This window comes from Roseivivax isoporae LMG 25204 (genome assembly GCF_000521865.1).
GTDB lineage: Bacteria > Pseudomonadota > Alphaproteobacteria > Rhodobacterales > Rhodobacteraceae > Roseivivax > Roseivivax isoporae.
This window is the reverse complement of sequence record NZ_JAME01000004.1, coordinates 44,251-69,982: the sequence shown is the minus strand read 5'-3', so window position 1 is coordinate 69,982 and position 25,732 is coordinate 44,251. Positions and strand designations below refer to the sequence as shown.

The window sequence follows — 25,732 nt, the reverse complement described above, 5'->3', positions numbered from 1 at the left end:
GCCCGCCCGATCAGATCGGCACCGACCCCACGCTCGCGCCACCGCAGACATAGAGCGTCTGGCCAGTGACGAAGCCGTTCTCGGGATCGCAGAAGAACAGGAACGCGCGCGTCACGTCGCCCACCGTCCCGAGCCGCCCCACCGGGATGCGCGTGGCGAGCGAGGCCTCCTGGTCCGACCCCTTCGGCACGATTCCCCAGAAATTGTCGGTCTGGATCGGTCCCGGCGCCACCACGTTCACCGTGATGCCGTGCGGCGCGAGTTCCAGCGCCCAGGTGCGCGCCATGCCGATCATGCCGGCCTTGGACGCGCCGTAGGCGGTCCGCGTCGCCGCGCCGAGCGCCGCACGCGACGAGTTGAAAAGAACGCGCCCGAAGCGCCGTTCTTTCATCGCCGGAAGTGCGGCCTGCAGCAGCGTCAGCGCCGATCCCAGATGCAGCTGTGCGAGGCCGGTGATGTCGGCGGGCGTCGCGTCCTCGACGCGGTTCGGCCAGATCACGCCCGCATTGTGCACCAGATGGGTGATCTCGTGCCGCGCGGCGATGTCGGCCGCGACCGCAGCGACCGCCACCGGATCGAGCAGGTCGCATTCCGCGTGCTCGAGCCGCTCGTGGGTGACGTCCGGCGCGTGCCGCGCCACCGACACGACCCGGTAGCCGCGGTCGAGCAGGGCCTGCGCGAGATCGGCGCCGATGCCCTTGTTGCCGCCGGTGATGAGTGCCGTGTGGGTCATGCCGTCTCCTTCTCGACGAGGGCCAGCACCCTGAGCGGCGAGCCGGTCCCGCCCTTGATCTTGAGCGGCGCCGCGATCAGCAGCGCGCCCGTGGGCGGCAGCCGGTCGAGGCCCGACAGGCACTGGAGCCCGAGCCGTCCCGCCCCGTGCAGGATGTAGTGCGCCGGGAAGGGCGGCGTGTAATGCATGCCCTGCCCCGCATCCGTGCCGACCGTCTCGGTCCCGAAGCCGCGGATGTCGCGCTCCTCGACCAGCAGCCGCACCGCCTCGGGCGTGGGGCCCGGCGAATGGGCGCCGTCCTCGCGCAGGTTCAGGTAGGCCGCGCCCGTGCGCTTCGACCAGTCGGTGCGCATGAGCACCCAGGCCCCGGCCGGGATCCGGCCGTGCACCGCCTCCCAGGCGGCGATGATCTCGGGCGTCAGCTCGAAATCGTCGTCCGCCGCCGCGCCCTCCGAGCAGTCGATCACGCAGACCGGCCCGACAAAGGCCGCGGGGTCGATCTCGTCCACCGCGCCCCGCGGCACGTCGCGCCCCGAGATCCAGTGTACGGGCGCGTCGAAATGCGTGCCCGTATGCTCGGACATGGTGATGGTGTGCCACTTCCACGCCGGCCCGCGGTGATCGTAGGCCGACACTTCCTCCATCCGGAACCGCGCGCACTGCCCGAACTCGGGCGGCAGCACGATCACCGGGAAATCCGGGTCGAGCGTGTGGGTCAGGTCCACCACCTCGACCGCGCCCGAGCCGAGCGCCCCCGCCAGTCCCGCCAGCACGCTCATGTGTCGCCCCCCATCTCGCGTTCGAGCACCTTGGGGCCCTTGCGCCACCGCTCGGCCAGGTCGCGCGCCACGTCGCCGCACCAGACCTCCTCGCACCCCTCGCGAAGCCCCGCCACCAGCGCGCGCGCGAGCGCGCCGGGCGTGACCTTGGGCGGCGGCACGTCCTGGTGCCAGGCGTCCTCGGTCGGCCCGGTGAACACGTTCATCACCCGCACGCCCCCCGGCCGCATCTCGGCCCGGAGCGATTGCGACAGCGACAGGGCCGCCGCCTGGCTCGCGTCGAAGGCGCCGTAGGCCGGGTCCGGCACCAGCGCGTGCGCCGACAGGATGTTCACCCACGCGACCGCGCTGTTGACGCCGTCCGCGCCCCGCGCCCGCATCCCCGGCCCGAAGGCCTGCGCGAGCCGCATGAGCCCCAGCGCGTTCACCTCCATCTCCTCGCGCGCCCAGGCGGTGTCGGTCCGCGACAGGACGCCGCCCGGCCGCAGGAACCGCGCGTTGTTGATCAGGATGTCGACCTTGCCGCCGATCTCGCCGGCCAGCTCGGTCACCGACGCGGTATCGGTCACGTCGAGCGGCAGGATGTGCACGCCCTCCAGCGCCGCGAGCGCCGCGCGCCCCGGCCACGGCCGCCAGGCCTCGGCCTCGCCGAGGAAGATCGTCGTGGCGCCCGCAGCCCGCAGCGCCTGCACCAGCGCGGGGGTGTGGTCGGCACGCGCATCCGCGATCAGCACGCGGCGGTGTTTCGGATCGGCGGTCAGCTCGCGCAGTTCCGGATCGTCGGCCATGTCGGGTGTCGCCTCCTCGGGCAGCGCCATCAGCACGCCCTGTCCCGCGCGGTCGAGCCGGTTGATCAGCCGCACCGCCTGTCCCTTCACGCAATCGCCGTGCACGTGCACGACGACGCTCACCCCCGCCTCGAGGCGCACCGTCCCGGTCCGCCACGGCGCCTGCCCGCGGAAGTAGAGGTTGGGCGAGGTGCGCACCGTGGTCTCGGCGATCAGCACGCCGCGCGGATCGGTGTCGCGCCAGTCGAGATCCACCGACAGGCACTCGCGGCAAGCGTCGCGCGGGGGATACTGCACCGCGCCGCAGCGCGCGCAGTGCTGCAGCATGAACCGCGCCTCGGCGGCCGCGGCCGTCAGGCCCATCGCCGCGCGGCTGCGCATGGACGGTGGCAGCAGCGGCACCGCCTGCACCTTCTGGGGGTCCTTCTTGGGTGGCGGCTTCAGCGGATCGGTCATGCCACGCCCTCGATCACCGCCGCGCCCGAGCAGAGCCCGCGGTCGTAGTTGATCATCCCGAACCCAGAGACCAGCGCGCGCGCGGCGCCCGCGACCTGCGTCGGCCCGGCGGTCCCCGTCACCTGCCGGATCGCCTCGACAAGGCCGAGGAACCCGCCGGCCGCGCCCGCCTGGCCCGCCGAGAGCTGACCGCCCGAGGTGTTGTGCGGCAGGTCGCCGCTCACCGTTAGGTCGCGCGCCGCGAGCCACGCCGCCCCCTCGCCCTTGGGACAGAACCCGAGATCCTCGAATTGCAGCACCGAGATCACCGGGTAGTCGTCGTAGGTCTGCACGAGGTCCATGTCCTCCGGCCCGCAGCCCGCCTGCGCCCAGAGCGCATCCACGTCGACGGCCCAGCCGCCCCTCAGCTGCACGGGATCGTCGGGAAAGGCGTTGTGCCGCTCGATGGTCCCCGCGATGCGCGCGCCCCGCAGCCCGAGGCGCGCCGCCGCATCCTCGGACATGACGAGGAACGCCTCCGCGCCCGCACAGGGCATCACGCAGTCGAAGAGCGCGATCGGGTCCGCGATGGGCCGCGCGCCGAGATAATCCTCGAGGCTGAGCGGCGTCTTCATCACGGCGTTCGGGTTCCGCAGCGCGTTCGCCCGCTGCGCCACACAGAGATGGCCGAACTCCGCGCGCGTGGCGCCGTACTCGGTCATGTAGCGGTCGGTCAGCAGTGCGAACATCGCGTTCGGGCCGCCGTAGCCGTAGGGATAGGCCGCATCCATCGCGAAGCGCGAGAACGAGGACAGCAGCTTGCGGAAACTGTCGATCTGGTTCGTGTCGCCCGCGACGCAGGCCACGATGTCGGCATCGCCCGCCTGCACCGCGCGCGCCGCGCGCCGGACCGCGACCACCCCGGACGCGCCGCCCATGGGAATGGAATCGAGCCAGCGGGGCGAGAACCCCAGATGCTGGGTCAGCCCCACCGGCGTGTCCGGAAACAGCGTGAAGGACGCGACCGACAGCCCGTCCACCGCGTCCTTGCGGAGGCCCGCCGCGTCCAGGCAGCCCGCGAGCGCCCGGGCGATCCAGTGATGCGCGGTCTCGGTCGAATAGCGGGTGTAGGGCGTCGAGAAGGGCGCCGCCAGCACCACGCCCGCGTAATCGCGTCGCGTCATGCCGCGGTCCTGCGCTTCATGCCGCGCGTGTCGACCGCGCGCCCGTCGCGCAGAAGCTCCGCCGCGAGGGTCTTGAGCGCGCCGCGCTGGATCTTGTTGGTGGCGGTCAGCGGCAGCGCGTCGACGAAAGCCACGTATCCCGGCACCTTGTAATAGGCCATCTGCGTCAGCGCCCAGTCCACGATCGCCCGCGCCGCGCCCTCGTCCCGCGCGCCGGTGACCGACAGGCAGGCAAAGACCTCGTCGCCGCGGATGTCGTCGGGCACCGCCGCGACGCCCGCCGCGGTGATCCCGGGATGGCGCATCAGCACCGATTCCACCTCGACCGCCGCGATGTTCTCGCCCGAGCGGCGGATCACGTTCTTCTTGCGGTCGACGAAGGTCATCGAGCCGTCCGCGTCCTGCCGCACCACGTCCCCGGTGTGGAACCAGCCGCCCGCCCAGACCGCCTCGGTCTCCTCGGGGTTGCGCCAGTACTCGCGGAAGAAGCCGCGCCGCGGATCGTCGCCCGCCCGCCGCACAAGGAGCTCGCCGGGCGCCCCCGGCGCCACGTCGGCGCCGTCCTCGCCCACGATGCGGACCTCGAGCTCCGGCCCCGGACGGCCGAAGCAGGCGACCCCCACCTTGCGCGGCGCATGGTTCGCGGCGACGACCGCGCCCGCGCCGGTCTCGGTCATGGCCCAGGCCTCCATCAGCGGAAAGCCGAACCGCCGCTCGAAGGCCGCGTGCAGCTTGGGATCGACCCCCGCGCCGAAGCCGAACCGCACCGCGTGGTCGCGGTCGCCGGGCGCCTCGGGCAGACCCATCAGCATGGACGGCATCACGCCCAGGTAGTGCAGGCAGGTCGCGCCACTCTCGCGGACCGACGCCCACCACGTGCGCGGGTGGAAGCGGTCGAGCGCGGTCAGGCAGCCGCCCACCGCCACCATCGCCATGAACGAATAGGCCATGGCGTTCATGTGGAAGATCGGCAGCGGCGTCAGCATGCGCTCGCCCTCCGCCGACAGCGCGCAGACGCCGCCCGCGTCCGCGTACCAGCGGCCCGCCTCGAGGAAATACTGGTTCGACAGCACGCATCCCTTGGGCCGTCCGGTCGTGCCCGAGGTGTAGAGCATCGCCGCCTCGCGGTCCTCCGCCGCCGCGGGCTCCCTGCAGACCGGGCCGCGGCCCGGCGCGGGCAGCGCGTCGCCTGGCGCCACCACCGGCATCGCGATGCCGGCGGCCTCGGCCGCGGCGGAGAGGTCCGCGACGCGGGACGCGATCGCGATGGCGGCCGCGGGCTCGGCATGGCCGATCATGTATTCGAGCTCGGCCGCCCGCAGGTCCGGGTTCACCGGCACCACCGACAGGCCGAGCCCGTTCAGCGCGAGCCAGGTGAGGAAGAAATCCGGCCGGTTCTCGAGCAGCAGCATCACCCGCTGGCCCGCGACATATCCCGCCGCGGCGAACGCCGCGCGCTGTGCCGCGATCCGCTCGGCCGCCGCGCCGTAGGCGATCTCGCCCGCGGGGATGCCGTAGACCTCCGCGGTCTCTGGCAGCACGTTCAGCACCGGCCGCGCGGGCCAGCGCGTGGCGGCCGCCTCGAACGCGCCCGCGACCGTCTCGGCGTCCATCGGGCTCATGGCAGCAGCTGGATGTTGCCGAAGGCCGCGTCGCAGTTGAGGATGTCCACCCGCTTCTGCCGGATCCTCAACGCGTCCCCCTCGCGCACGAGGTCGTGCCGGGCGGTCAGCGCCAGCAGCATCTGGTCGTCGAGCCGCGTCTCGACATAGTGCATCTGCGTCACCACCACGTATTCGCCCGCCGCGTTGTCGATCCGGTCGACATAGGGGCGCTGGATCACGTGGTGACAGCGGCTCTTGGGCTTCTGCGAGAAGGTGCGCGCCCCGTTCAGCCGCTCGACGCGCAGGCGCAGCATGAACTGGTCCTCCCACATGAGCGAGGTCTCGTGGATCGGATCGGTCTGCTTGTAGTCGAGCGGCATCCAGTACATGCCGTCCGGCAGCCAGAGCTTCAGCCAGTCGTCCCAGCGCCCCTCGTCGAGCATGCGCACCTCGTCGTAGACGAAGTCGACGAGGTCGTCGCGGGTCACCGCGCGGTCCGTGGTCGCGACGCTCATTCCGCCGCCTCCCGCGCGGCGTCCCGCGGCATCGAGGCGGTCATGAACTTGACCCAGGCGTGGAACTGGTTGCGCATCTGCCGCTCGGTGGTGCCGTTCTCCTCGGCGGTCGTGTCGAAATCCTCGCCCTCGCGGTAGAGCCGCTGCACGTTCACCCATTCGAGCCCGTCGGACATCAGCCCCTCCTGCGCGCGCTCGTACATCTCGAGGTCGTCGTGCCCGACGATCGAGGTCGGCGCGTTGATCATGCGGTTGTACATGGCGGTGCGCGCCACCAGTTCGTCGGGCGCGTCCACCAGCCGGTAGATCCAGCTCTCGACCAGCGTCTTGTCCGGCCCGAGCGGGATGAAGTTCCGCAGCTGCTGGATCGGCCCCTTGATCATGATGTTCGGGAAATAGACTGTGTTGTGCCGGTTCTCGCCCAGGATCGCGGTCGCGCGCTCCTCGCCGTAGGCCGCGGTCATGGCGTCCATGTAACCCGGGATCTCGGAATAGGCAGAGTGGATCGAGTGGTGCACGCCGGTGTGCCCGTGCCCGTTCGGCCAGGTGCGGATGCCCATTTCCTCGAAGAACTCGTAGGGGCTCATGAAGGGCGCGATGATCTGCATCGCCGCGGGCTTGGGCGTGCCTTCGGGCGCGTCCATCTCCTCCCAGATGCGCACGGCGGTGCCGGCGCTGCTCTCGTGCGCCACCATCGGGTGGCAGGTGTCGGTCTGGTTCTCGACCAGCATCTTCCAGTTGCAGCGGTGCATGTAGCGCAGCGGCTGCCCTGCCACCTCGAGCCGCCCGGCGGGCGAGCGGTCGACCATGTTGTCGATGGAGGACAGGCTGTCGCCGAAGAATTCCGCAAAGCCGATGCCCTCGGGCGCGAGACGGGCGAAGACGAAGCCGCGATAGACCTCGACCGCGCCCACGGCCTTCATGCCCTTCGCGCTCTCGGTCTCGGACAGGCCGGTGCCATCGTAGCCCTTCTTGAGCGGGATCGCGAGCAGGCAGCCATCGGTCTTGAACGACCAGGCATGGTAGGGGCAGCGGAAGAACTTGCCGGTGTTCCCGGTGCGGTCGATGGCGATCTTGGTGCCCTTGTGCGGGCAGCGGTTGTAGAGGACCTTCACCTCGCCGTCCGAGTGGCGCACCATGATGACGGGCTGGTCGCCCACCTGCGTGGTGTAGTAGTCGCCCTTGTTCGGCACCTGGCTGTCATGGCCGACGAAGACCCAGGTGTTGGCGAAGAGATGCTTCATCTCCAGCCGGTAGACCTCGGCCGAGGTGTAGACGTCGCGGTGCACCTGGAACGGGGTCACCAGCGCCTCGATGTCCTGTCTCGTGGAAAGTCCCATCTCGCTCCTCCCTCAGAGGTCCAGCTTCAGGCGGGCGGATTTCGCCCGGCTCACGCAGATCTGCATCACCTTGCCCGACGCGCGCTCGTCCTCGGACAGCACCACGTCGCGGTGGTCGGGCTCGCCCTCCAGCACGTCGGTCTGGCAGATGCCGCAATCGCCGCGCTGGCAGTCGTAGATCAGGTCCTCGCCCGCCTCCTCCAGCACCTCGATGATGCTGCGGCCGGGCGGAATCGTGTAGACCTTTCCGCTCGACGCGAGCTCGACCTCGAAGGGCGCGTCGCCCGCCGCGGGCGCCGCCGCGCTCTCGAAGAGCTCCACGTGGATCCGCGCGGACGGGATGCCCGCCGCCTCGGCCGCGCGGCGCGCCGCCTCGATCATGGGCTTCGGCCCGCAGATGTAGACATGCGATGCCGGATCGGCCGCGGCCATGACCGCGGCCAGGTCGAGCGGCCCGCCGGCCGTGTCGTCGAGATGCAGCGACAGCGCGTCGCCATGCGCCTCGGCCAGGTGATCGGCGAGCGCCGCGGCCGCGCGCGAGCGCGCCGCGTAGTGCAGCACGTAGGACCGGCCCGCGGCCTTCAGCGCGGCGGCCATGGACACGATCGGCGTCACCCCGATCCCTCCCGCGACCAGCACCGCCGGCGCATCGCCGGCGTCGAGCGGAAAGTCGTTCTTCGGCGCATCCACCCGCACCGGGTCGCCCGCGGACAATCCGTGCATGTAGGCCGACCCGCCGCGCCCCGGCGCCTCGAGCCGCACGCCGAAGCGGTAGAGCGCGGGCGCCGCCGCCTCGCCGCCGAGATCGATCAGGCTGTAGGGCCGCGTATCGCCGTCGGGCAGGTGGATTTCCACGTGCGCGCCGGCCTCGAAGGCAGGCAGCGTGCCGCCGTCGGGCCGCGCCAGCTCCACCAGGCGAATCATGTCGCCGGCGGGCTCCGCGCGTGTCACCACGAGATCGAGAACGGACATGGAAAGCCTCCCTTGCATGCATCCGCAGGGGTCGTCGTCCCTTTAAGCATGAAATATCATGGATCGGAGCGTCAAGGTTTAAGTTTCAAAAGATGCGATTTCATATTTTCGTTGCCAGACGCGGAATCCCGCGTCTACGCTGGCCGGAGATCCACAATCGCAGGGAGCGTGCCAAAATGAACAGGATCGCCACCACCCTTGCCGGCGCCGCGCTCGCGCTGTCGGCACTGGCCCAGCCGGCCGCCGCGCAGGAGACCGTCCTGCGCCTGTCGAACTGGCTTCCGCCGTCGCACCCGATCGTCAAGGACATCGTCGTTCCGTGGTCCGAAGCCGTGGCCGAGGCGACCGAGGGCCGCGTGAGCGTGCAGATCCTCGACGCGCCGCTCGGCCCCCCGCCCGCGCATTTCGACCTCGCCGCGACCGGCGCGGCCGACGTGACCTACGCGCCCCACGGCTACACGCCGGGCCGATTCGGGCTGACCGACATCGTCGAGCTGACGCTCATCACGCCGTCCTCGACCGCGCTTTCCGTCGCCTACCAGCGGCTCCACGAGCAGATGCTGGCGGAAGCGGACGAACACCAGGGCGTCAAGGTGCTGTCGGTCTTCACCCACGGACCCGGCCACCTCTTCACCACCGGCGCCGACGTCACGCCGCTCTCGGCGGTCGAGGGGCTCAAGATCCGCGTGGGCGGCCCCCTGCCCTCGCAGCTGGCCGAGGCGATGGGCATGGTGCCGCTGCAGGTGCCCTCGACCCAGACCTACGAGGTGCTGTCGGGCGGCGTCGCGGACGCGATCTACTTCCCGCACGAATCCATCGTGTTCTTCAAGCTCGACAGCATCGTGTCGAAGGCCCTGACCGTCGAGGGCGGGCTCTACAACACCTCCTTCTTCATGGTCATGAACCAGGCGAAGTGGGACTCGCTCTCGGACGAGGACAAGGCGGCGATTGACGGCGTCTCGGGCGAGGCGCTCGCCCGCATGGCCGGCCAGGCCTGGGACACGGCCGATGCCGCGGGCCTCGAGGCGATGCAGGACAGCGTCGACTTCACCGCCGCGAGCCCCGAGCAGATCGAGGAGATCCGCACCCTCGCGGGCCCGATCTACGACGCGGTGCGCGCCAAGTACGAGGAAAAGGGCGTCGACTTCGACGCCGCGCTCGAGATGCTGACGAGCGAGGCGGAAAAGGTCGCGGCGGAATGACCCGACCGGGCAGCGGCACGGCACCCGGCGCACGCGCCGGCCATTGGCGCCAGCGCGTGCGCCTCGTCACGGCGCTCGTGACGGGCGCGCTCCTCCTCGCGCTCACCGGCATCACGCTGGTGGACGTGACGGGGCGCTACCTGCTGTCGCGTCCGCTGCCCGGCGCCGCCGAGATCACCGAGCTTCTCGTCATGGCCATCGTCTTCACCGGCCTGCCGGCGATCTGCCTCGACGACGCCCACATCACCGTCGACATCTTCACCACCCGCCTGACCGGCCGCGCCGAGGCCGTGCAGACGCTCATGTCGCGGCTGCTGGTCGGTGCGATCCTCGCACTCGTCGCATGGGAGCTGTGGAAGCACGGCACCCGCATCGGCGGCTACAACTCGACGACCGTCTACCTGCGCATCCCGCTCGCGCCCGCGGCCTACGCGGCGAGCCTGTTCTGCGCCGCCTCGGCGGCCATCGTCGTCGTCATGGGCGTCCTGCGCCTTCCCCGCGGCCGCTCCGAGGAGTTCTGACCCATGGACTGGCCCCTCGGTCTCGCCCTCCTGCTCGGGCTCATCTTCGCCGGCCTGCCCATCGCCTTCGCACTGACCCTCGTCGGCGTGATCGGCGTCGTGTCGATCATCGGCCTCGACCCGGCCATGGCGATGCTGGGGCAGGTCTACTTCGACAGCGGCAAGAGCTACACGCTGTCGGTGGTGCCGCTCTTCCTGCTCATGGGCAATTTCATCGTGCAGTCGGGCATCGCGTCCGAACTCTACGACGCGGCGAACGCCTGGCTGCGGCACCGCAAGGGCGGGCTCGCCATGGCCACGATCGTGGCCTGCGGCGGCTTCTCCTCGGTCTGCGGCTCCTCGCTCGCCACCACCGCCACGATGGGGCGCATCTCGCTGCCGGCCATGCGCCGCTACGGCTATTCCGACCGGCTGGCGGCGGCCTCCGTCGCCGCCGGCGGCACGCTCGGCATCCTGATCCCGCCCTCGGTCATCCTCGTGATCTACGGCATCCTGACCCAGCAGGACATCGGCAAGCTCTTCCTCGCGGGCCTCGTGCCGGGGCTCGTCGGCATCCTCTTCTACCTCGTCGCGGTGCGCCTCTCGCTCTGGCTGCATGCCGAGGATCACGGGGCGATCCCGCGCCTGCCCCTGCGCGAACGCCTGCGCGCGACGAAAGGCGTCTCGGGCGCGCTCGTCCTCTTCGTCTTCGTGCTGGGCGGCATCTATCTCGGCGTCTTCACCGCGACCGAAGCCGCGGGCATGGGCGCGGGCGGCGCCATCCTGATCACCGCGCTCCGCCGCCGCCTGACCTGGCGCGTCACCCTCGCCACGCTCTTCGACACGGCCAAGACCACGGCGGTGATGTTCTTCATCCTCTTCGGCGCGCTCTACTTCCTGAACTACGTGAACCTCTCGGGGCTCACCACGGACCTGCGCGCCTTCGTGACCTGGCTCGATGCCGGCCGGCTCGGCGTCATCCTGATGATGATCGTGCTCTTCCTTGTCCTCGGCTGCCTGCTCGAGAGCCTCTCGATGATCCTGCTCACGGTGCCGGTCCTCTACCCCATCGTGCAGGGCCTCGGCATCGACCTCATCTGGTTCGGCATCTTCGTCGTCGTCGCCACCGAGCTCAGCTACATCACGCCCCCCATCGGCATGAACGTCTTCGTCATGCGGATCGTGGCGCCGGACATCCCGCTCGCGTCGGTGTTCTCGGGCGTGCTGCCCTTTGTGTTCGTCGACGTCCTGCGGCTCCTGCTGCTGATCGCGGTGCCGGGGCTCGCCCTCTTCGTCCCGAACTCGATGTGACCGAGATGGGCAATCATCCCCGCCTGCAGGACCGCGCCGACAGCCGCGAGGGCGTGCCCTTCCTGCCCGATTACGTGCTCTTCCTGCTCGCCTCGACCTCCGCCGCGGCGTCCGAGGAATTCCACGCCGAGGTGCGCGCGAACGGGCTCCGGGTGCCGGAATGGCGCGTGCTCGCCTGCCTCAGCGACGCCGACGGGCAGATGGTCACGCGGCTCGCCGCGCTGTCGCTCATGGAACAGTCGCGCCTCACGCGCATCATCGACCAGATGGACGCCCGCGGCCTCGTCGAGCGCCGCTCGGACGCGGCCGACCGCCGGCGCGTGCGCGTCTTCCTCACGCCGGCGGGGGCCGATCTCGCCCGGCGCATGATCGACAAGGCCCGCGCGCACGAGACCGCGCTCCTCGACCGCCTGCCCGGCGGATCGGGGCGCGAGCTGAAGCGCCTCCTGCGCGTCGTCTACCGCGAACTCTGTGCCGACGACTGACGCGCGCCGCGCCTCAGCGCAGCGCGCGCACCTTCGAGAATCCCGCCGTCGCGGCGTAGCCGCCCACGATCGCGCGCCGCGCCGCGTGGTCCAGGACCTTGTCGATGTCGGTGAAGCCCGCGGGCGCGCGCTTCTCGACCTCGTCGATCACCCGCTCGGGACCGCCCGTGCGGTTCTGCGCCACGACCTCCGCGGTCTTCGGCAGGCGCTCCTTCTCGTAGACCCAGAGACCCGCGCGCGGATGCTCGGCCGCGGCCAGCGCATCGGCGAGACAGCGCGCGTCGAGGACCGCCTGGCTCGCCCCGTTCGAGCCCACCGGGTACATCGGGTGCGCCGCGTCCCCGAGCAGCGTGACCCGCCCGAAGGTCCAGCGCGGCAGCGGATCGCGGTCGGCCATGGGATATTCGTAGATCGCGGGCGTCGCCCGGACGAGACCGCCGATGTCCATGCCCGGCACCCGGAACCGCAGCGCGTGCGGCAGCACGGTCGCCAGCGACGCCTGCCGCGACCAGCTGTCGGGCGGCGGCGTGGACACCGACGGGTCCTTGATGCGGACGTTCACCACCCAGTTCATCAGCTGGCGCTTCCCGACCGCCGGCGCGATCGGGTAGAGCACGAACTTCGCGCCGAGGCCGCCGCCGATCGCCATGCTCTCGCCGTCCTCCCAGACCGGCCAGTCGGCCGCGCCGCGCCACATGACCACGCCCTGCCAGGACGGCGCGCCCTCGTCCGGGTAGAACACGCGGCGACCGGCGGAATGGATGCCGTCGGCGCAGACCAGCACCTCGCCGCGCACCGTCTCGCCGGCGCCGCCCTCGGCGCTGTCGCGGAAGTGGGCGCTGACGCCCGCCTCGTCCTGCACGAACCCCGCAAGCCGCCGCCCGGTGCGGATCGCGTCCGCCCCGAGCCGCTCGACCACCGCGTCGTGGATCACCTTCTGCAGGCGGCCGCGGTGGATCGAGAATTGCGGCACGTCGTGGCCCGCATGCATGCCGCGCAGCTCCGACCAGACCTCGAGCCCGCCCTTGGTGAGGTAGGACAGCCGGCGCGTGCGCACGCCGACCTTGTCGAGCGCCGGCAGGAGACCCAGCGCCGCCAGTTCGCGGATCGCGTGCGGCAGCACGTTGATGCCCACGCCCACCTCGCGCACCTCGCGCGCCGCCTCGTAGACGACGCAGCGGACGCCGCGCGCATGCAGCATCAGCGCCGTGGTCAGCCCGCCGATCCCGGCGCCCGCAATGACGACGGTCATGGCCTCAATCCTCCGGCGGCAGGAAATCGACCTCGTGCTCGGCCGAGAGCGCGACCACGTCCGCGGGGTTCGCGTCCGGCCCGAGATTGTGCAGGCCCCAGAACAGGTCGTAGAGCCGGCGCGTCGGCGCCACCCAGAACAGGCACTTGATGGTCTGCTCGGTCTTGTTGAAGATCCCGTGCGGGATGCCCATCGGCATCCGGATCAGGTCGCCCGGTTCGGCATAGGTCTCGACGCCGTTCAGGAGCAGGTCGAACCGCCCCTCGAGCACGTAGATGAACTCGTCCTGCGTGGGATGGATGTGCGGCGGCACGAAGGTGCCGCGCGGCAGCGTCGCGTGCCAGGCCATCGAGTCCTCGGACTTCTGCTTCGGCACGTAGGTCTGGCCGAGGATGTTCCACGAGATACCGTCGATGCCGGTATTCGACTTGGTGACGCCGGGCAGCATGGTCATGGGGGTCCTCATTGGTTCAGACATGCAGGAAACGGTCCTTGACCTCTGGGGTCGCAAGGATCTCGGGGGTGGTGCCGGTCCAGACCACGCGGCCCTTCTCGATCACCACGTGACGGTCGGCGAAGCGGCAGAGCGCGTCGACGTTCTTGTCAATCACGAGGATCGCCTCGCCCTCGCTCTTGAGCCGCTCGAGGCAGGCCCAGATGTCGGCGCGGATGAGCGGCGCCAGCCCCTCGGTCGCCTCGTCGAGCACCACGAGCCGCGGGTTGGTCATCAGCGCCCGGCCGATCGCCAGCATCTGCTGCTCGCCGCCCGACAGCTGGTTGCCCATGTTGCGCCGCCGCTCCTCGAGCCGCGGAAAGAGCCCGTAGATGCGCGGCAGCGTCCACTTGCCGGGCCGCGCCGTGGCGCTGCGCGGCAGCGTCCACTTGCCGGGCCGCGCCGTGGCGCGCAGGTTCTCCTCGACGCTCAGCGTGGGAAAGATCTGCCGCCCCTCGGGCACGAGCCCGAGCCCCGCCAGCGCCACCCGGTGCGGCTCGGCCCCGGTCAGGTCGGTGCCGTCGACGCTGACGCGGCCGGCGCGCGGGCGCAGCATCCCGAAGATCGACCTGACCGTGGTGGTCTTGCCCATGCCGTTGCGGCCGAGCAGCGTGACGACCTCGCCCGCATCGACCGCGAGGTCGACGCCGAAGAGGATGCGGCTCTCGCCGTAGGCGGCCTCGAGACCCTCGACCCTCAGCATGGGCGCCTCCCCCCGGCCGGGTGCCACGCGGCGGGCCGGGGCCTCCGGCGGGGATATTTCGGCCAAGAAGAAGCAGGGCGACGGGCGCGGGCGGGGACCGGGATCATGCGGCGCTCTCCTCTTCCTCGCCGAGGTAGGCGGCGCGCACCTGCGGGTCCGAGCGGACCGCGTCGGGCGCGCCGGTGGCGATCACCTGGCCGTAGACCAGCACCGACACCCGGTCCGCGAGCGCGAAGACCGCCTCCATGTCATGCTCGATGAGGACCATGGTCAGCCGGCCCTTCAGCGCCTTCAGCCGCGCGACGAAGGCGTCGGCCTCCTCGCCGCCGACGCCCGCGAGCGGCTCGTCGAGGAGGAGGACGCGCGGCCCGGTGGCGAGCGCGATGGCGAGCTCGAGCCTGCGGTGCTCGCCGTGGCTGAGGGCGCGCGCGACCACGTGCGCGCGGTCGTCGAGCCCCGCCTCGGCCAGCGCGTCGAGCGCCGCGCGGTTCAGCGCCGCCTCTTCGGCCACGCGCGCGAAGAACCGGAACGACGAGCCCCGCCGGGCCTGCACCGCCAGCGCCACGTTCTCGAGGACCGTGAACCCGGGCAGGACCTGGGTGATCTGGAACGACCGCGCGAGCCCCATGTGCACGCGCTCGGCCATGGACCGCCCGGTGATGTCCTGCCCGTCCAGGATCACCCGGCCCGCGTCCGGCGCGAGCTGCCCCGAGAGCTGCGCGATCAGCGTGGTCTTGCCCGCGCCGTTCGGCCCGATGATGGCGTGGATCTCGCCCGGCGCCACCGCGAGCGAGACGTCGTCGGTGACCTTGAGCGCGCCGAAGCTCTTCGACAGGTGCGCGATCTCGAGCTTCACGGGCGCCTCCGTCCGAGCTTTTCCACGAAGCCGGTGATGCCGCGCGGGCTGAAGAGCACCATGAGGACCAGGAAGAGCCCGAACCAGAACGGCCAGTGCTCGGTCATCATCCCGAGCGCCTCCTCGAGGACCAGCGCCGCCACCGCGCCGCCGATCGCGCCCGCGAGCGTGCCGATGCCGCCCAGGACCACCATGACGATCAGCTCGCCGGAGCGGTGCCAGGACATGAAGGCGGGCGACACGAATTCAGCCTGGTTCGCCAGCATCACGCCCGCGACCGAGGTCATCATGCCCGAGATCACGAAGGCGGTCAGCTGGTAGCGGAAGGGCGTGAAGCCGATCGCCTCCATCCGCACCGGGTTCTCGCGGATGCCGGTCAGCACCCGGCCGAAGCGCGAGCCGACGATGCGGTGGCAGGCGAGGAAGAGCGCGGCGAGGACGGCCAGCGTGACGTAGAAGAGCGTCACGTCGTTCTCCAGAAGGTCGGTGCCGAAGAGCGTCGAGCGCGACCGGAGCCCCACCCCGTCGTCGCCCCCGTAGGCCGAGAGCGAGATGAAGAAGAAGAACGCCATCTGCCCGAAGGCGAGCGTGATCATGATGAAGTAGACGCCCCGCGTCCGGAGCGAGATCGCGCCCGTCACGAGGGCGAAGAGCGCCGACACCCCCGCGGCGCAGGCGATCTGCACGAAGATGTCGGTGATGCCGAAGCTCGCGAGGATCGCCACCGCGTAGGCGCCGAAGCCCAGATAGGCGGCGTGGCCGAAGCTGACCATGGCGCCGAAGCCGAGGATCAGGTCGAGCGCCATCGCCGCGATCGCGTAGGCGAGGATGCGCGTCGCGATCAGCACGAGGAACGGGTCGCCCGCCGCGGCCGCCACCGGCGGCAGCGCCGCGAAGAGCCCGAAGAGCACGAGCGCCGCCTTGACGCGGCCCGCGAGCACGGGGCGCCGCGCGGGCGCGGGGATCGCCGCCTCCGCCATCAGCCGCGCCTCCCGAAGAGGCCCGCGGGCCGCGCGAAGAGGATGACCGCCATCAGGATGTAGACGAGCATCGGCGCCAGCGTCCGCCCCGCCTGGCCCGCCGCCGCCGGGTCCAGCACCTGGCGCAGCAGGATCGGCCCGAAGACGCCGCCGAGCGTGTCGACCACCGCGACGAGGATCGCGCCGAGGAAGGCGCCCTTGATCGAGCCGATGCCGCCGATGACCACGACGACGAAGGTCAGGATCAGGACGCTCTCGCCCATGCCGGTGTCCACCGACAGGATCGGCGCCACGAGGGCCCCCGCGAGGCAGGCCAGCACCGCGCCGAGCGTGAAGACCACCGCGAAGAGCCGCCCGATGTCGACCCCGAGCGCCGAGACCATGTCGCGGTTGGTGGCGCCCGCGCGCAGCAGCATGCCGATCCGCGTGTAGTTCACCATGAGGAAGAGCCCCAGCGCCACGGCAAGCCCCGCGACGATGATCGCGATGCGGTAGACCGGGTATTGCAGCGGGCCCATGAGCGGCACCGAGCCCGAGAGGATGCCGGGCAGCGGCACCGACAGGGGCGAGACGCCCCAGACGATCTTGACCACCTCGTTGGCCATCATCACCAGTCCGAAGGTCGCCAGCACCTGGTCGAGATGCGAGCGCGCGTAGAGCCTGCGCATCACCACCCATTCGAGCGCGAGCCCGACCGCGACCGCGGCCGGCAGCATCAGCAGGAGCCCCCACCAGAAGCTGCCGGTCGCCGCCGCGAAGGTGGCGATCAGGTAGGCGCCCACCATGTAGAGGACGCCGTGCGCCAGGTTGATCACGTCCATGATCCCGAAGACCAGCGTCAGGCCCGCCGCGATCAGGAACAGCAGGACCCCGAGCTGCAGCCCGTTCAGGAGTTGCAGGACGAAGAGGTTCGTCATGGGCGTGATCCCCCCGGCGCGGCTTGGCTCACTGCATCGTGCAGGCGTCGGCGTAGGTGTCGACGTAGTCGTCGAAGATCTTCTCGCGCACCGACGTGCCGTAGAACCCGTCGTCGCGCTTGACCGCCTCGACGATGTAGAAGTCCTGCACCGGGTAGTTGTTCACCCCGAAGGAGAAGTCGCCGCGCGGGCTGTCGAAGTCGGCTTCCTTGATCGCGGCGCGCAGGGCGTCGCGGTCGGCCAGGTCGCCGCCGAGCTTGCGCACGGCGGAATCGATCAGCTGCGCCGCGTCGTAGGCCTGCATGGCGTAGGTGCCGGGCACCGCGCCGTATTTCTCCATGTAGGCCGACACGAAGGCCTCGTTCGCCGCGTTGTCCATGTCGGGCGCCCAGTTCGCGCCGCCCAGAAGCCCCACGGCCGCGTCCTGCGTCGCCGGCAGCGTGGTCTCGTCGACCGTGAAGGCCGACAGGAACGGGATGCCCGAGAGGCCGGCCTGCGCGTACTGCTTCACCAGGTTCACGCCCATGCCGCCCGGCATGAAGGTGAAGAGCGCGTCGGGCTGGAACGCCGCGATCTGTGCCAGTTCCGAGGAGAAGTCGAGCTGCCCGAGCTCGGTGAACACCTCGCCCGCGACGCCGCCGGTATAGGAATGCTTGAACCCCGCGAGGCTGTCCTTGCCGGCCTGGTAGTTCGGCGCCATCAGGAACACGTTCTGGTAACCCTGCTGCTCGGCATAGGCGCCCATCACCTCGTGGTTCTGGTCGTTCTGGTAGGAGGTGACGAAGAAGTTCGGGTTGCACTCGGCCCCGGCGAAGTTCGACGTGCCGGCATTGGTCGAGATCAGGATGGTCCCGGTCTCGGTCACCGGCTGGTGGATCGCCACGAGGATGTTCGAGAAGATCGGACCGACGACGAAGTCGACGTTCTCGCGCTGCACCAGCTCGCGGGCATCGTCCGCGGCCTTGTCCGGGCGCTGCTCGTCGTCGATCACGACGATCTCGGTCTCCATGCCGCCGATCTCGCCGATGCTCTCGGCCGCCAGCATGAAGCCGTTGCGCGCCTGCTCGCCCAGGGCCGCGGCCGGGCCCGACAGGGTGTAGATCAGGCCGATCTTCAGCACGTCGTCCTCGGCCGAGGCGGGAACGTCCTGCGCAAAGGCGGGCGCGGCCAGCGCGGCGAGCGCGGAACCGGCCAGAAGCGTCTTGAGTGTCATTGTGGTCTCCCGTGTTGATCCGCCGCTTCTTGTCGGTTTCGGGGCGGCCTTTGCGACCGCTCCCGGGCGACGGATATTTATTGCTTCAATATTTAAGGCTTGAAGCTTTCCTTTTCGCAAGAGTTTTCTCGGGCGCCTCCTGCGGTGCCGTCCGCGTCTGCCTCATTGCGCGGCGATGCCGCCGGTCGCGTGCCGCATCAGCGGCGACGCGGGATCGGCCAGCCCGTCGATCACGTTGAAATGGTGCTGGTCTGGCTCGACCACGTCGACCACCGGGCCCCCGAGGCCGTGCCACATGACCGGCAGCATCCGCGCCTGCCGCAGGAATTCCTGCCGCTCGCCCCCGCCGACCCAGGCGGTGGCGCGCACCCCCGGCAGCGGCCGCTTGAGCGCCGGGCTGCCGGCCTCGGCGCTCTCGAGGTCGAGCTTCAGCGTGTCGTTGCGCGCGGTCTTCAGCATCGGGCGCAGGTCGTGCAGACCCGAGATCGACACCACGTGCCTCAGCCGGTCCCGCACCGCCGCGGGCAGCGGCGAATCGTGGCACATCATCGACGCGACCAGATGCCCCCCCGCCGAGTGACCCGACAGCACGAGGGGGCCGTCGACCCGACCCGCGGCATGGGTGACGGCCGCGCCGATCTGGCGGGTGATCTCGGCGATGCGCACGTCGGGGCAGAGGTCGTAGGACGGCATCGCGCAGGCCCAGCCCTGCGCCACGGCGCCCGCGGCCAGGTGCGACCAGTAGGACTTGTCGAGCGCCATCCAGTAGCCGCCATGCACGAACACGAAGAGCCCCCGCGGCGTGCCGTCGGGCAGGAACAGGTCGTAGCGGTGCCGCGCGCCCGGACCGTAGGCCACGTCGAGCTCGGCACGCGCCTTGGCGCGGAACGCCTCGGCCGGCGCCACCCAGGGGCCCGGGTACTCGGTGCCGCCGGGAATGTTCCGGCCGTTCTCGTAGGCGTCGTCCCAGTCGTGCGTCGGAAAGACGATCACGGCATTCCTCCCCTCGTCATGGCCCGCGCACACGCCCCGCCTGCACCCCGGATCGCGCCGCGACCGCCCCGGTGACCGGAGCCGGACGCGCGCCATACGCCAGCCATACGGAAACCGTATCGCCGCCGGGACCGACCGTCTACACTGGTCCGGGATCGACGCTGGCGCAGCTCCGGAGATATTTCAAGCCAAAACATTTTTTGCTTGAAATAAAAAAAGGGCCCCCATAGCCTCGTTTCGCGGGGCACGGCCGCCCCGCCCGAGACGAGAGGGACCCTGCGCGTGACCTGTGCGACCTTCCCCGGAACAGCGCCATGACGCCCGGAACGCGTCCGGCCGTCGCCCCCGACAGCCGCGCGCGCCTCAGGCTCTGGCTGCGCATGCTGAAGAGCACGCGCCAGGTCGAGGCGGTGCTGCGCGACCGGTTCCGCACCGAGTTCGGGACCACCCTGCCGCGCTTTGACGTGATGGCGGCGCTCGCCCGCTACGAGGGCGGGCTCAAGATGTCGGCGCTGTCCGGCGTGCTGCGCGTATCCAACGGGAATGTCACGGGAATCGTCGACCGGCTGGTGGACGAGGGGCACGTGGTGCGGGTCCAGGTCCCCGGGGACCGGCGCGCTTCGCTCGTGCGCCTGACCCGCCGCGGACAGCAGGAATTCGCCCGCCAGGCCGAGGCGCACGCGCGCTGGATCGACGAGCTTCTGACCGGCTTCGCGCCGGACGAGGCCGAAACGCTCGCGGCACGGTTCGACGCCGTGTCCGCCAAGGAGGAGGACGCATGAGCCCCACCCATTTCCGCTGCGACGTCTCGGACGGCATCGCCACGCTCCGGCTCGACCGTCCCGACCGCAAGAACCCGCTGACCTTCGACAGCTATGCCGAACTGCGCGACTGGTTCCGCGCACAGCCCTACGACGATACCGTCAAGGCGGTGGTCTTCGGCTCGAACGGCGGCAATTTCTGCTCGGGCGGCGACGTGCACGACATCATCGGCCCCCTGACGAAGATGTCGATGAAGGAGCTCCTGGCGTTCACCCGGATGACCGGCGATCTGGTCAAGGCCATGATCCACTGCGGAAAACCGGTGATCGCGGCAGTCGACGGCGTCTGCGTCGGCGCGGGCGCCATCGTCGCCATGGCCTCCGACCTGCGCATCGCCACGCCCGAGGCCAGGACCGCCTTCCTCTTCACCCGCGTGGGCCTCGCGGGCTGCGACATGGGCGCCTGCGCGATGCTGCCGCGCCTCATCGGACAGGGTCGCGCGGCGGAACTGCTCTATACCGGCCGCGCCATGTCCGCCGAAGAGGGCGCGACGTGGGGCTTCTTCAACCGCGTGGTGGACAGGGACGCGCTCGAGGACACCGCGCAGGAGATGGCCCGCCGCATCGCCGCCGGCCCGACCTTCGGGCACATGATGACCAAGACCATGCTGAACCAGGAATGGTCCATGTCGCTCGACCAGGCGATCGAGGCCGAGGCGCAGGCACAGGCCATCTGCATGCAGACGCAGGATTTCACCCGCGCCTACAACGCCTTCGTCGCGAAGGAGAAACCGGTGTTCGAGGGCGATTGATGGCGGACCGCTCCTACCTTTCCTGGCCGTTTCTCGAAGACCGGCACCGCGACCGGGCTAAGGCGCTCGACGCCTGGGCGGGTACGCTCGGGACGATCGACCACCACGACACCGACGCGGCCTGCCGCGACCTCGTCGCGCGCCTCGGGGCCGACGGATGGCTCGAGGCCACGGCGGCCGATCCCGCGGACCCCCGCCCGCTCGACGTGCGCACGCTCTGCCTCTCGCGCGAGACGCTCGCGCGCCATGACGGGCTCGCCGACTTCGCCTTCGCCATGCAGGGGCTCGGCACCGGCGCGCTCTCGCTCTTCGGCTCGGACGCGCAGCGCGCCGAATGGCTGCCCCTCACCCGGTCGGGCCAGGCGATCTCGGCCTTTGCCCTGACCGAGCCGCAATCGGGCTCGGACGTGGCCAATTCCACCATGACGGCGCGCGACGACGGCGACGCCTGGGTGCTCGACGGCGAGAAGACGTGGATCTCGAACGGCGGGATCGCCGATGTCTACACGCTCTTTGCCCGCACCGGCGAGGGTCCGGGCGCCAGGGGCCTCTCGGCCTTCGTGGTGCCCGCGACCACGCCCGGCCTCGGCATTGCCGAACGGCTCGACACCATCGCCCCGCACCCCCTGGCCACCCTCAGGTTCGACGGCGCGCGGCTGCCCAAATCCGCACTGATCGGCGCGCCCGGTCAGGGCTTCAAGATCGCCATGTCGGTGCTCGACGTCTTCCGCACCACCGTCGCCGCGGCGGCGCTCGGCTTTGCCCGCCGCGCGCTCGACGAGGCACTGGCGCGGGTGCAGGCGCGCGAGGTGCAGGGCAAGCCCCTGTCCGAACTGCAGATGGTGCAGGCCCACATCGCCGAGATGGCGCTGCGCGTCGATGCCGCCGCCCTGCTCGTCTACCGGGCGGCCTGGGCCAAGGACATGGGTGCGCCACGTGTCAGCCGCGAGGCCGCCATGGCCAAGCTCTACGCCACGGACGAGGCGCAGAAGGTCATCGACGCCGCCGTGCAACTGCATGGCGGGGACGGCGTGCGCTCGGGGCAGGTGGTGGAACGGCTGTACCGCGAGATCCGCGCACTCAGGATCTACGAGGGCGCGTCGGACGTGCAGAAGGTCATCATCGCGCGCGCCGCCCTCGCCGAGGCGCAGCCATGAGAGACCCGGCGGACGACGGCGCGGAAACCGACTTTGCCCGCCGGATGTCCTACGGCGACTACCTGTCGCTTGGCACGCTGCTGTCCGCGCAGCACCCGCTGACCGACGCGCCCGACGAGCTCCTGTTCATCATCCAGCACCAGACCTCCGAGCTCTGGATGAAGCTGATGCTGAGCGAGCTCGACACCGCGCGCCGCGCGCTCGCCGACGATCGCCCCGACGAGGCGTTCAAGATGCTCGCCCGCGTCAGCCGCATCATGGAACAGCTCAATTCCGCGTGGGACGTGCTGCGCACCATGACGCCCTCCGACTACACCACGTTCCGCGACCGGCTGGGCCAGTCGTCGGGATTCCAGTCGCTGCAATACCGGCTGGTCGAATACGCGCTCGGCAATCGCAACGCGGGCATGATGAAGCCGCACGCGCATGACGCGGACGCAACGCGCGCGCTCGAGACCGAGCTTGCACGTCCGAGCCTCTACCAGGAGGTGCTGGCCTTCGCGGACCGGCGCGGCATGGCGGTGCCGGCGGCACTGCTCCACACGCCCGCCCGCACGGCACACGCGCCCGACGCGGCCGTTCAGGCGATGTGGGCCGAGGTCTACAGGGACACGCGCGCCCACTGGACGCTCTACGAGATGGCGGAAAAGCTCGTCGATCTCGAGGACTACTTCCGCCGCTGGCGCTTCAACCACGTCACGACCGTGGAGCGCGTCATCGGCTTCAAGCGCGGCACCGGCGGCACTGCCGGGGTCGATTACCTCAAAAGAATGCTGGCGGTCGAGCTCTTCCCCGAGCTCTGGCACGTCAGGACGGCGCTCTGACGCCACCCCGACAGGAGAGACCCCATGGACCTCGAGAAAGGCATCACCGAAGACGGCACCGGCTATGGCGGGACCGTCTGGAACATCCTCGGCCAGACCTACTACCCCAAGGCCGTGTGCGAGACGACCTTCGCCTTCGAGACGAATTCCGAGCCCGGCCAGTTCGTGCCGGTGCACATCCACCCCACGCAGGACGAGTTCATCCTGGTGCAGGAGGGCGAGCTCGACCTCAAGCTCGACGGCGTCTGGAGCAAGGCCCGCGCGGGCGACCTCGTGCGCATGCCCAAGGGCATCCCGCACGGCTACTTCAACAAGTCCGACAAGCCCTGCCGCGCGCTGTTCTGGGTGTCACCCGCGGGCAAGCTGCGCGACCTCTTCGCCGCGCTCGACGATCTGACGGACATCGCGCGCATCGTCGAACTGTCCGCGCAGCACGACGTGGAGTTCCTGCCGGAGGAGGCCAACGCATGAGCGCCCTCGGGCCGTCGGCGCATGTCGACACCTATACCCGCGACAACCTTCCGCCCGCGGATCTCTGGCCGGACTTCCTCATGGACGGCTTCGACTATCCCGAGCGGATCAATGTGGGCGTGGAACTGACCGACGCGATGGTTGCCAAAGGGTTCGGCGACCGTACGGCGCTCATCGGCAACGGGCGTCGCCGCACCTACAAGGAACTGGCGGACTGGACGAACCGCCTCGCCCACGCGCTGGTCGAGGACCTGGGCGTCAAGCCCGGCAACCGCGTCCTCATCCGCTCGGCCAACAACCCGGCCATGGTGGCCGCGTGGCTCGCCGCGACCAAGGCGGGCGCGGTCGTCGTCAACACGATGCCGCTCCTGCGCGCGGGGGAACTGACCAAGATCGTCGACAAGGCCGAAGTGCAGTTCGCGCTCTGCGACACGCGCCTCATGGAAGAGATGGTCGCCTGCGCCAAGGACAGCCGGTTCCTGAAGACCGTGGTGGGCTTCGACGGCACGTCGAACCACGACGCGGAACTCGACCGGCTGGCGCTCGAGAAATCGGTGCTCTTCGATCCCGTGCCGACGGGCCGCGACGACGTGGCGCTGCTGGGTTTCACCAGCGGGACGACCGGCGCGCCCAAGGCCACCATGCATTTCCACCGCGACCTCCTGATCATCGCCGACGGCTATGCGCGGGAAGTGCTGGGCGTCACGCCCGACGACGTCTTCGTGGGGTCGCCGCCGCTGGCCTTCACCTTCGGCCTCGGCGGGCTCGCGGTCTTTCCGCTGCGCTTCGGGGCGGCGGCGACACTGCTCGAGAACGCCTCGCCGCCGAACATGATCGAGATCATCGAGAAGTACCGCGCGACCGTCAGCTTCACCGCACCGACCGCCTACCGCGTCATGCTGCGCGCCATGGACGAGGGCGCGGATCTCTCCTCGCTCCGCGCCGCGGTCTCGGCCGGAGAGACGCTGCCCGCCCCCGTCTACGAGGAATGGATGGCCAAGACCGGCAAGCCAATGCTCGACGGCATCGGCGCGACCGAGATGCTGCACATCTTCATCTCGAACCGCTTCGACGACCACCACCCGGCCTGCACCGGTCGCCCGGTCACCGGCTACGAGGCGCGCGTGATCGGCGAGGACGGGGCGGAGCTGCCGCGCGGCGAGGTCGGACGGCTGGCGGTGCGCGGGCCGACCGGATGCCGCTACCTCGCCGATGACCGCCAGCGCGATTACGTCTCAGGTGGCTGGAACATCACCGGCGATGCCTTCGTCATGGATCCGGACGGCCGGCTGCACTTTGCCGCGCGCAACGACGACATGATCATCTCGTCGGGATACAACATCGCCGGACCCGAGGTCGAGGCGGCGCTCCTGTCGCACGATGCGGTCGCCGAATGCGCGGTGGTGGGTCGGCCGGACGAGGAACGCGGTGCCATCGTCGAGGCGCACGTGGTGCTGGCCGCGGGTTTCGCGCCCGGCGCCGAGACCGTCAAGGCGCTGCAGGACCACGTGAAGGCGGCGATCGCGCCCTACAAGTATCCCCGTTCGGTGCTGTTCGTGGAGGCACTGCCCAAGACCGAGACCGGGAAGATCCAGCGCTTCCGGCTGAAGCAGACCGCCTGAAGCAGTTGCGGGCCGGGAGACCGGCCCGCCCCCCGCGGTAGCTAGAGATCCGCCGCCGGATGCCGCGCGGGATGGGTCATAAACTCGTCCAGCACGTCGCGCGGCGGCATGACGAAATCCGACACGCGGCTGACCGACAGGCCGAAATCGCGTTTGAGCTCCACCGCCATCTCGGCCATCTTGACCGCGACCGGGATGCCGTTCAGCACCGGCAGCCCCTCGATCCGGTGGCCGTGGATCTGGGCGAACAGCAGCATCGGGATCCCGCCCCCGGGGATCAGCACGTCGGTTCCCGCCTCGATCAGCGGCAACGCCTGCGCGCGGAACAGGTCGGACACCTCGTCGCGGCGCGCGTCCGATCCGAAGGCGCCAAGGATCTGGCCCGGCTCGAACTGCATCGCGTGCACGCCGGTGATCCGCTGGCCGAGCCCGTAGCGCGTGATCTGGTGGTGAAACCACGGGATGTACCGGCGGTTGATGGTCACGATGCCCGTGCGCTGGCCGAGCGTGCAGGCATGCAGCATCGACGCCTCGCCAAGGGCGATGACGGGGATGTCCACCGCCGCGCGCGCCTCGTAGAGACCGGCATCCTGGAAGTGCCCGATGACGAAGGCGTCGTAGCCCTCGCGCTCGGCCTGGATCGCGTTGCAGATCATCTCGCGCGCACACCGGAACTCCACCAGCGGGTGGGCGTAGCTGTCGTGCGGCGTGATCCCGTGCACCACGATCTCGGTGCCGTCGCGGGCGATCGCGTCCAGATGCGCCTGGAGCTCCGTCCAGTAGCGGCCGCCGTTCTCGCGGTCCACGTAGCTCTGGTACCAGATGCGCAT

General features: G+C 70.4%; 27 protein-coding genes. 10 read left to right on the top strand and 17 right to left on the bottom strand.

Annotated features, from left to right (window positions below; genetic code table 11):
* Nucleotides 1–10: 10 nt before the first annotated feature.
* From RISW2_RS03450 to RISW2_RS03415, 8 genes are read right to left on the bottom strand one after another with little or no spacing between them, the layout of a single operon-like run.
* A complete protein-coding gene (locus RISW2_RS03450; RefSeq protein WP_043766685.1) occupies nucleotides 11–733 on the bottom strand; it encodes an SDR family NAD(P)-dependent oxidoreductase in 723 nt (240 codons plus the stop codon).
* Entirely contained in the window at nucleotides 730–1,512 is a 783-nt protein-coding gene (locus RISW2_RS03445) for a cyclase family protein (RefSeq protein ID WP_043766683.1), read from the bottom strand. Before RISW2_RS03445 ends, RISW2_RS03450 begins: the two co-directional genes overlap by 4 nt.
* Entirely contained in the window at nucleotides 1,509–2,756 is a 1,248-nt protein-coding gene (locus RISW2_RS03440; RefSeq protein WP_043766680.1) for an SDR family NAD(P)-dependent oxidoreductase, read from the bottom strand. The genes RISW2_RS03445 and RISW2_RS03440 overlap by 4 nt, the downstream gene beginning before the upstream one ends.
* A complete protein-coding gene (locus RISW2_RS03435; protein WP_043766678.1) occupies nucleotides 2,753–3,919 on the bottom strand; it encodes a thiolase family protein in 1,167 nt (388 codons plus the stop codon). Before RISW2_RS03435 ends, RISW2_RS03440 begins: the two co-directional genes overlap by 4 nt.
* Nucleotides 3,916–5,541, bottom strand: a complete 1,626-nt coding sequence (locus RISW2_RS03430) for an AMP-binding protein (RefSeq protein ID WP_084615233.1) — start codon at nucleotides 5,539–5,541, stop codon at nucleotides 3,916–3,918. Before RISW2_RS03430 ends, RISW2_RS03435 begins: the two co-directional genes overlap by 4 nt.
* On the bottom strand, nucleotides 5,538–6,038 hold the full coding sequence (locus RISW2_RS03425; RefSeq protein ID WP_043766672.1) for an aromatic-ring-hydroxylating dioxygenase subunit beta: 501 nt from the start codon (nucleotides 6,036–6,038) through the stop codon (nucleotides 5,538–5,540). The genes RISW2_RS03430 and RISW2_RS03425 overlap by 4 nt, the downstream gene beginning before the upstream one ends.
* Nucleotides 6,035–7,378 (bottom strand): aromatic ring-hydroxylating dioxygenase subunit alpha, encoded by a 1,344-nt coding sequence (locus tag RISW2_RS03420; RefSeq protein ID WP_043766669.1) that lies wholly within the window; start codon nucleotides 7,376–7,378, stop codon nucleotides 6,035–6,037. The genes RISW2_RS03425 and RISW2_RS03420 overlap by 4 nt, the downstream gene beginning before the upstream one ends.
* A 12-nt stretch (nucleotides 7,379–7,390) precedes the next feature.
* A complete protein-coding gene (locus RISW2_RS03415) occupies nucleotides 7,391–8,350 on the bottom strand; it encodes a PDR/VanB family oxidoreductase (RefSeq protein ID WP_043766667.1) in 960 nt (319 codons plus the stop codon).
* A 176-nt stretch (nucleotides 8,351–8,526) separates the two neighbouring features.
* On the opposite strand from RISW2_RS03415, the gene RISW2_RS03410 reads away from it, so the two are divergent.
* Genes RISW2_RS03410 through RISW2_RS03395 form a run of 4 tightly spaced genes read left to right on the top strand, consistent with a single transcriptional unit; the run spans nucleotide 8,527 to nucleotide 11,848 of the window.
* Entirely contained in the window at nucleotides 8,527–9,552 is a 1,026-nt protein-coding gene (locus tag RISW2_RS03410) for a TRAP transporter substrate-binding protein (RefSeq protein ID WP_043766664.1), read from the top strand.
* Nucleotides 9,549–10,073: a TRAP transporter small permease gene (locus RISW2_RS03405; RefSeq protein ID WP_043766661.1), complete on the top strand. Its 525-nt coding sequence runs from the start codon at nucleotides 9,549–9,551 to the stop codon at nucleotides 10,071–10,073. Before RISW2_RS03410 ends, RISW2_RS03405 begins: the two co-directional genes overlap by 4 nt.
* A gap of 3 nt (nucleotides 10,074–10,076) precedes the next feature.
* Nucleotides 10,077–11,363: a TRAP transporter large permease gene (locus tag RISW2_RS03400; protein ID WP_043766659.1), complete on the top strand. Its 1,287-nt coding sequence runs from the start codon at nucleotides 10,077–10,079 to the stop codon at nucleotides 11,361–11,363.
* A gap of 5 nt (nucleotides 11,364–11,368) precedes the next feature.
* Entirely contained in the window at nucleotides 11,369–11,848 is a 480-nt protein-coding gene (locus tag RISW2_RS03395) for a MarR family winged helix-turn-helix transcriptional regulator (protein ID WP_043766957.1), read from the top strand.
* A gap of 13 nt (nucleotides 11,849–11,861) precedes the next feature.
* Here RISW2_RS03395 and RISW2_RS03390 read toward each other — a convergent pair whose 3' ends face one another.
* The 8 genes from RISW2_RS03390 to RISW2_RS03355 all read right to left on the bottom strand — a co-directional run bounded on the left by RISW2_RS03390 (nucleotide 11,862) and on the right by RISW2_RS03355 (nucleotide 19,255).
* Nucleotides 11,862–13,100 carry a flavin-dependent oxidoreductase gene (locus RISW2_RS03390; RefSeq protein ID WP_043766655.1) on the bottom strand — a complete coding sequence of 413 codons (1,239 nt, stop codon included), beginning with the start codon at nucleotides 13,098–13,100 and terminating at the stop codon, nucleotides 11,862–11,864.
* A 4-nt stretch (nucleotides 13,101–13,104) separates the two neighbouring features.
* Nucleotides 13,105–13,548, bottom strand: coding sequence for a cupin domain-containing protein (locus tag RISW2_RS03385; protein ID WP_211238660.1), 444 nt, complete (start codon nucleotides 13,546–13,548; stop codon nucleotides 13,105–13,107).
* Between the two features lie 22 nt (nucleotides 13,549–13,570).
* The gene (locus RISW2_RS03380) at nucleotides 13,571–14,296 is read right to left on the bottom strand and encodes an ABC transporter ATP-binding protein (protein WP_043766649.1); all 726 of its coding nucleotides are present in this window, start codon (nucleotides 14,294–14,296) and stop codon (nucleotides 13,571–13,573) included.
* 103 nt (nucleotides 14,297–14,399) lie between these two features.
* Nucleotides 14,400–15,152, bottom strand: a complete 753-nt coding sequence (locus RISW2_RS03375) for an ABC transporter ATP-binding protein (protein WP_043766646.1) — start codon at nucleotides 15,150–15,152, stop codon at nucleotides 14,400–14,402.
* A complete protein-coding gene (locus tag RISW2_RS03370) occupies nucleotides 15,149–16,132 on the bottom strand; it encodes a branched-chain amino acid ABC transporter permease (protein WP_043766644.1) in 984 nt (327 codons plus the stop codon). Before RISW2_RS03370 ends, RISW2_RS03375 begins: the two co-directional genes overlap by 4 nt.
* On the bottom strand, nucleotides 16,132–17,049 hold the full coding sequence (locus RISW2_RS03365) for a branched-chain amino acid ABC transporter permease (RefSeq protein WP_043766642.1): 918 nt from the start codon (nucleotides 17,047–17,049) through the stop codon (nucleotides 16,132–16,134). Before RISW2_RS03365 ends, RISW2_RS03370 begins: the two co-directional genes overlap by 1 nt.
* A 28-nt stretch (nucleotides 17,050–17,077) precedes the next feature.
* On the bottom strand, nucleotides 17,078–18,262 hold the full coding sequence (locus RISW2_RS03360) for an ABC transporter substrate-binding protein (RefSeq protein WP_043766640.1): 1,185 nt from the start codon (nucleotides 18,260–18,262) through the stop codon (nucleotides 17,078–17,080).
* A gap of 162 nt (nucleotides 18,263–18,424) precedes the next feature.
* On the bottom strand, nucleotides 18,425–19,255 hold the full coding sequence (locus RISW2_RS03355; protein ID WP_043766637.1) for an alpha/beta hydrolase: 831 nt from the start codon (nucleotides 19,253–19,255) through the stop codon (nucleotides 18,425–18,427).
* Between the two features lie 314 nt (nucleotides 19,256–19,569).
* On the opposite strand from RISW2_RS03355, the gene RISW2_RS03350 reads away from it, so the two are divergent.
* From RISW2_RS03350 to RISW2_RS03325, 6 genes are read left to right on the top strand one after another with little or no spacing between them, the layout of a single operon-like run.
* The gene (locus RISW2_RS03350; protein WP_043766634.1) at nucleotides 19,570–20,037 is read left to right on the top strand and encodes a MarR family winged helix-turn-helix transcriptional regulator; all 468 of its coding nucleotides are present in this window, start codon (nucleotides 19,570–19,572) and stop codon (nucleotides 20,035–20,037) included.
* Nucleotides 20,034–20,828: an enoyl-CoA hydratase family protein gene (locus RISW2_RS03345; RefSeq protein WP_043766631.1), complete on the top strand. Its 795-nt coding sequence runs from the start codon at nucleotides 20,034–20,036 to the stop codon at nucleotides 20,826–20,828. Before RISW2_RS03350 ends, RISW2_RS03345 begins: the two co-directional genes overlap by 4 nt.
* Entirely contained in the window at nucleotides 20,828–21,985 is a 1,158-nt protein-coding gene (locus RISW2_RS03340) for an acyl-CoA dehydrogenase family protein (protein WP_043766628.1), read from the top strand. Before RISW2_RS03345 ends, RISW2_RS03340 begins: the two co-directional genes overlap by 1 nt.
* Nucleotides 21,982–22,809 carry a tryptophan 2,3-dioxygenase gene (gene kynA / locus RISW2_RS03335; protein ID WP_043766625.1) on the top strand — a complete coding sequence of 276 codons (828 nt, stop codon included), beginning with the start codon at nucleotides 21,982–21,984 and terminating at the stop codon, nucleotides 22,807–22,809. Before RISW2_RS03340 ends, kynA begins: the two co-directional genes overlap by 4 nt.
* Nucleotides 22,810–22,833: 24 nt before the next feature.
* The gene (locus RISW2_RS03330) at nucleotides 22,834–23,280 is read left to right on the top strand and encodes a cupin domain-containing protein (RefSeq protein WP_043766622.1); all 447 of its coding nucleotides are present in this window, start codon (nucleotides 22,834–22,836) and stop codon (nucleotides 23,278–23,280) included.
* Nucleotides 23,277–24,902, top strand: coding sequence for an AMP-binding protein (locus RISW2_RS03325; RefSeq protein ID WP_043766620.1), 1,626 nt, complete (start codon nucleotides 23,277–23,279; stop codon nucleotides 24,900–24,902). Before RISW2_RS03330 ends, RISW2_RS03325 begins: the two co-directional genes overlap by 4 nt.
* A 41-nt stretch (nucleotides 24,903–24,943) precedes the next feature.
* Here the strand turns inward: RISW2_RS03325 and RISW2_RS03320 are convergent, their stop codons facing one another.
* Nucleotides 24,944–25,732: an aspartate/glutamate racemase family protein gene (locus RISW2_RS03320; RefSeq protein ID WP_043766617.1), complete on the bottom strand. Its 789-nt coding sequence runs from the start codon at nucleotides 25,730–25,732 to the stop codon at nucleotides 24,944–24,946.

Coding starts and splice junctions, on each gene's coding strand:
- RISW2_RS03450 (WP_043766685.1), bottom strand. CDS start 733: ATGACCCACACGGCACTCATCACCGGCGGCAACAAGGGCATCGGCGCC.
- RISW2_RS03445 (WP_043766683.1), bottom strand. CDS start 1,512: ATGAGCGTGCTGGCGGGACTGGCGGGGGCGCTCGGCTCGGGCGCGGTC.
- RISW2_RS03440 (WP_043766680.1), bottom strand. CDS start 2,756: ATGACCGATCCGCTGAAGCCGCCACCCAAGAAGGACCCCCAGAAGGTG.
- RISW2_RS03435 (WP_043766678.1), bottom strand. CDS start 3,919: ATGACGCGACGCGATTACGCGGGCGTGGTGCTGGCGGCGCCCTTCTCG.
- RISW2_RS03430 (WP_084615233.1), bottom strand. CDS start 5,541: ATGAGCCCGATGGACGCCGAGACGGTCGCGGGCGCGTTCGAGGCGGCC.
- RISW2_RS03425 (WP_043766672.1), bottom strand. CDS start 6,038: ATGAGCGTCGCGACCACGGACCGCGCGGTGACCCGCGACGACCTCGTC.
- RISW2_RS03420 (WP_043766669.1), bottom strand. CDS start 7,378: ATGGGACTTTCCACGAGACAGGACATCGAGGCGCTGGTGACCCCGTTC.
- RISW2_RS03415 (WP_043766667.1), bottom strand. CDS start 8,350: ATGTCCGTTCTCGATCTCGTGGTGACACGCGCGGAGCCCGCCGGCGAC.
- RISW2_RS03410 (WP_043766664.1), top strand. CDS start 8,527: ATGAACAGGATCGCCACCACCCTTGCCGGCGCCGCGCTCGCGCTGTCG.
- RISW2_RS03405 (WP_043766661.1), top strand. CDS start 9,549: ATGACCCGACCGGGCAGCGGCACGGCACCCGGCGCACGCGCCGGCCAT.
- RISW2_RS03400 (WP_043766659.1), top strand. CDS start 10,077: ATGGACTGGCCCCTCGGTCTCGCCCTCCTGCTCGGGCTCATCTTCGCC.
- RISW2_RS03395 (WP_043766957.1), top strand. CDS start 11,369: ATGGGCAATCATCCCCGCCTGCAGGACCGCGCCGACAGCCGCGAGGGC.
- RISW2_RS03390 (WP_043766655.1), bottom strand. CDS start 13,100: ATGACCGTCGTCATTGCGGGCGCCGGGATCGGCGGGCTGACCACGGCG.
- RISW2_RS03385 (WP_211238660.1), bottom strand. CDS start 13,548: ATGCTGCCCGGCGTCACCAAGTCGAATACCGGCATCGACGGTATCTCG.
- RISW2_RS03380 (WP_043766649.1), bottom strand. CDS start 14,296: ATGCTGAGGGTCGAGGGTCTCGAGGCCGCCTACGGCGAGAGCCGCATC.
- RISW2_RS03370 (WP_043766644.1), bottom strand. CDS start 16,132: ATGGCGGAGGCGGCGATCCCCGCGCCCGCGCGGCGCCCCGTGCTCGCG.
- RISW2_RS03365 (WP_043766642.1), bottom strand. CDS start 17,049: ATGACGAACCTCTTCGTCCTGCAACTCCTGAACGGGCTGCAGCTCGGG.
- RISW2_RS03360 (WP_043766640.1), bottom strand. CDS start 18,262: ATGACACTCAAGACGCTTCTGGCCGGTTCCGCGCTCGCCGCGCTGGCC.
- RISW2_RS03350 (WP_043766634.1), top strand. CDS start 19,570: ATGACGCCCGGAACGCGTCCGGCCGTCGCCCCCGACAGCCGCGCGCGC.
- RISW2_RS03345 (WP_043766631.1), top strand. CDS start 20,034: ATGAGCCCCACCCATTTCCGCTGCGACGTCTCGGACGGCATCGCCACG.
- RISW2_RS03340 (WP_043766628.1), top strand. CDS start 20,828: ATGGCGGACCGCTCCTACCTTTCCTGGCCGTTTCTCGAAGACCGGCAC.
- kynA (WP_043766625.1), top strand. CDS start 21,982: ATGAGAGACCCGGCGGACGACGGCGCGGAAACCGACTTTGCCCGCCGG.
- RISW2_RS03330 (WP_043766622.1), top strand. CDS start 22,834: ATGGACCTCGAGAAAGGCATCACCGAAGACGGCACCGGCTATGGCGGG.
- RISW2_RS03325 (WP_043766620.1), top strand. CDS start 23,277: ATGAGCGCCCTCGGGCCGTCGGCGCATGTCGACACCTATACCCGCGAC.
- RISW2_RS03320 (WP_043766617.1), bottom strand. CDS start 25,732: ATGCGCATCTGGTACCAGAGCTACGTGGACCGCGAGAACGGCGGCCGC.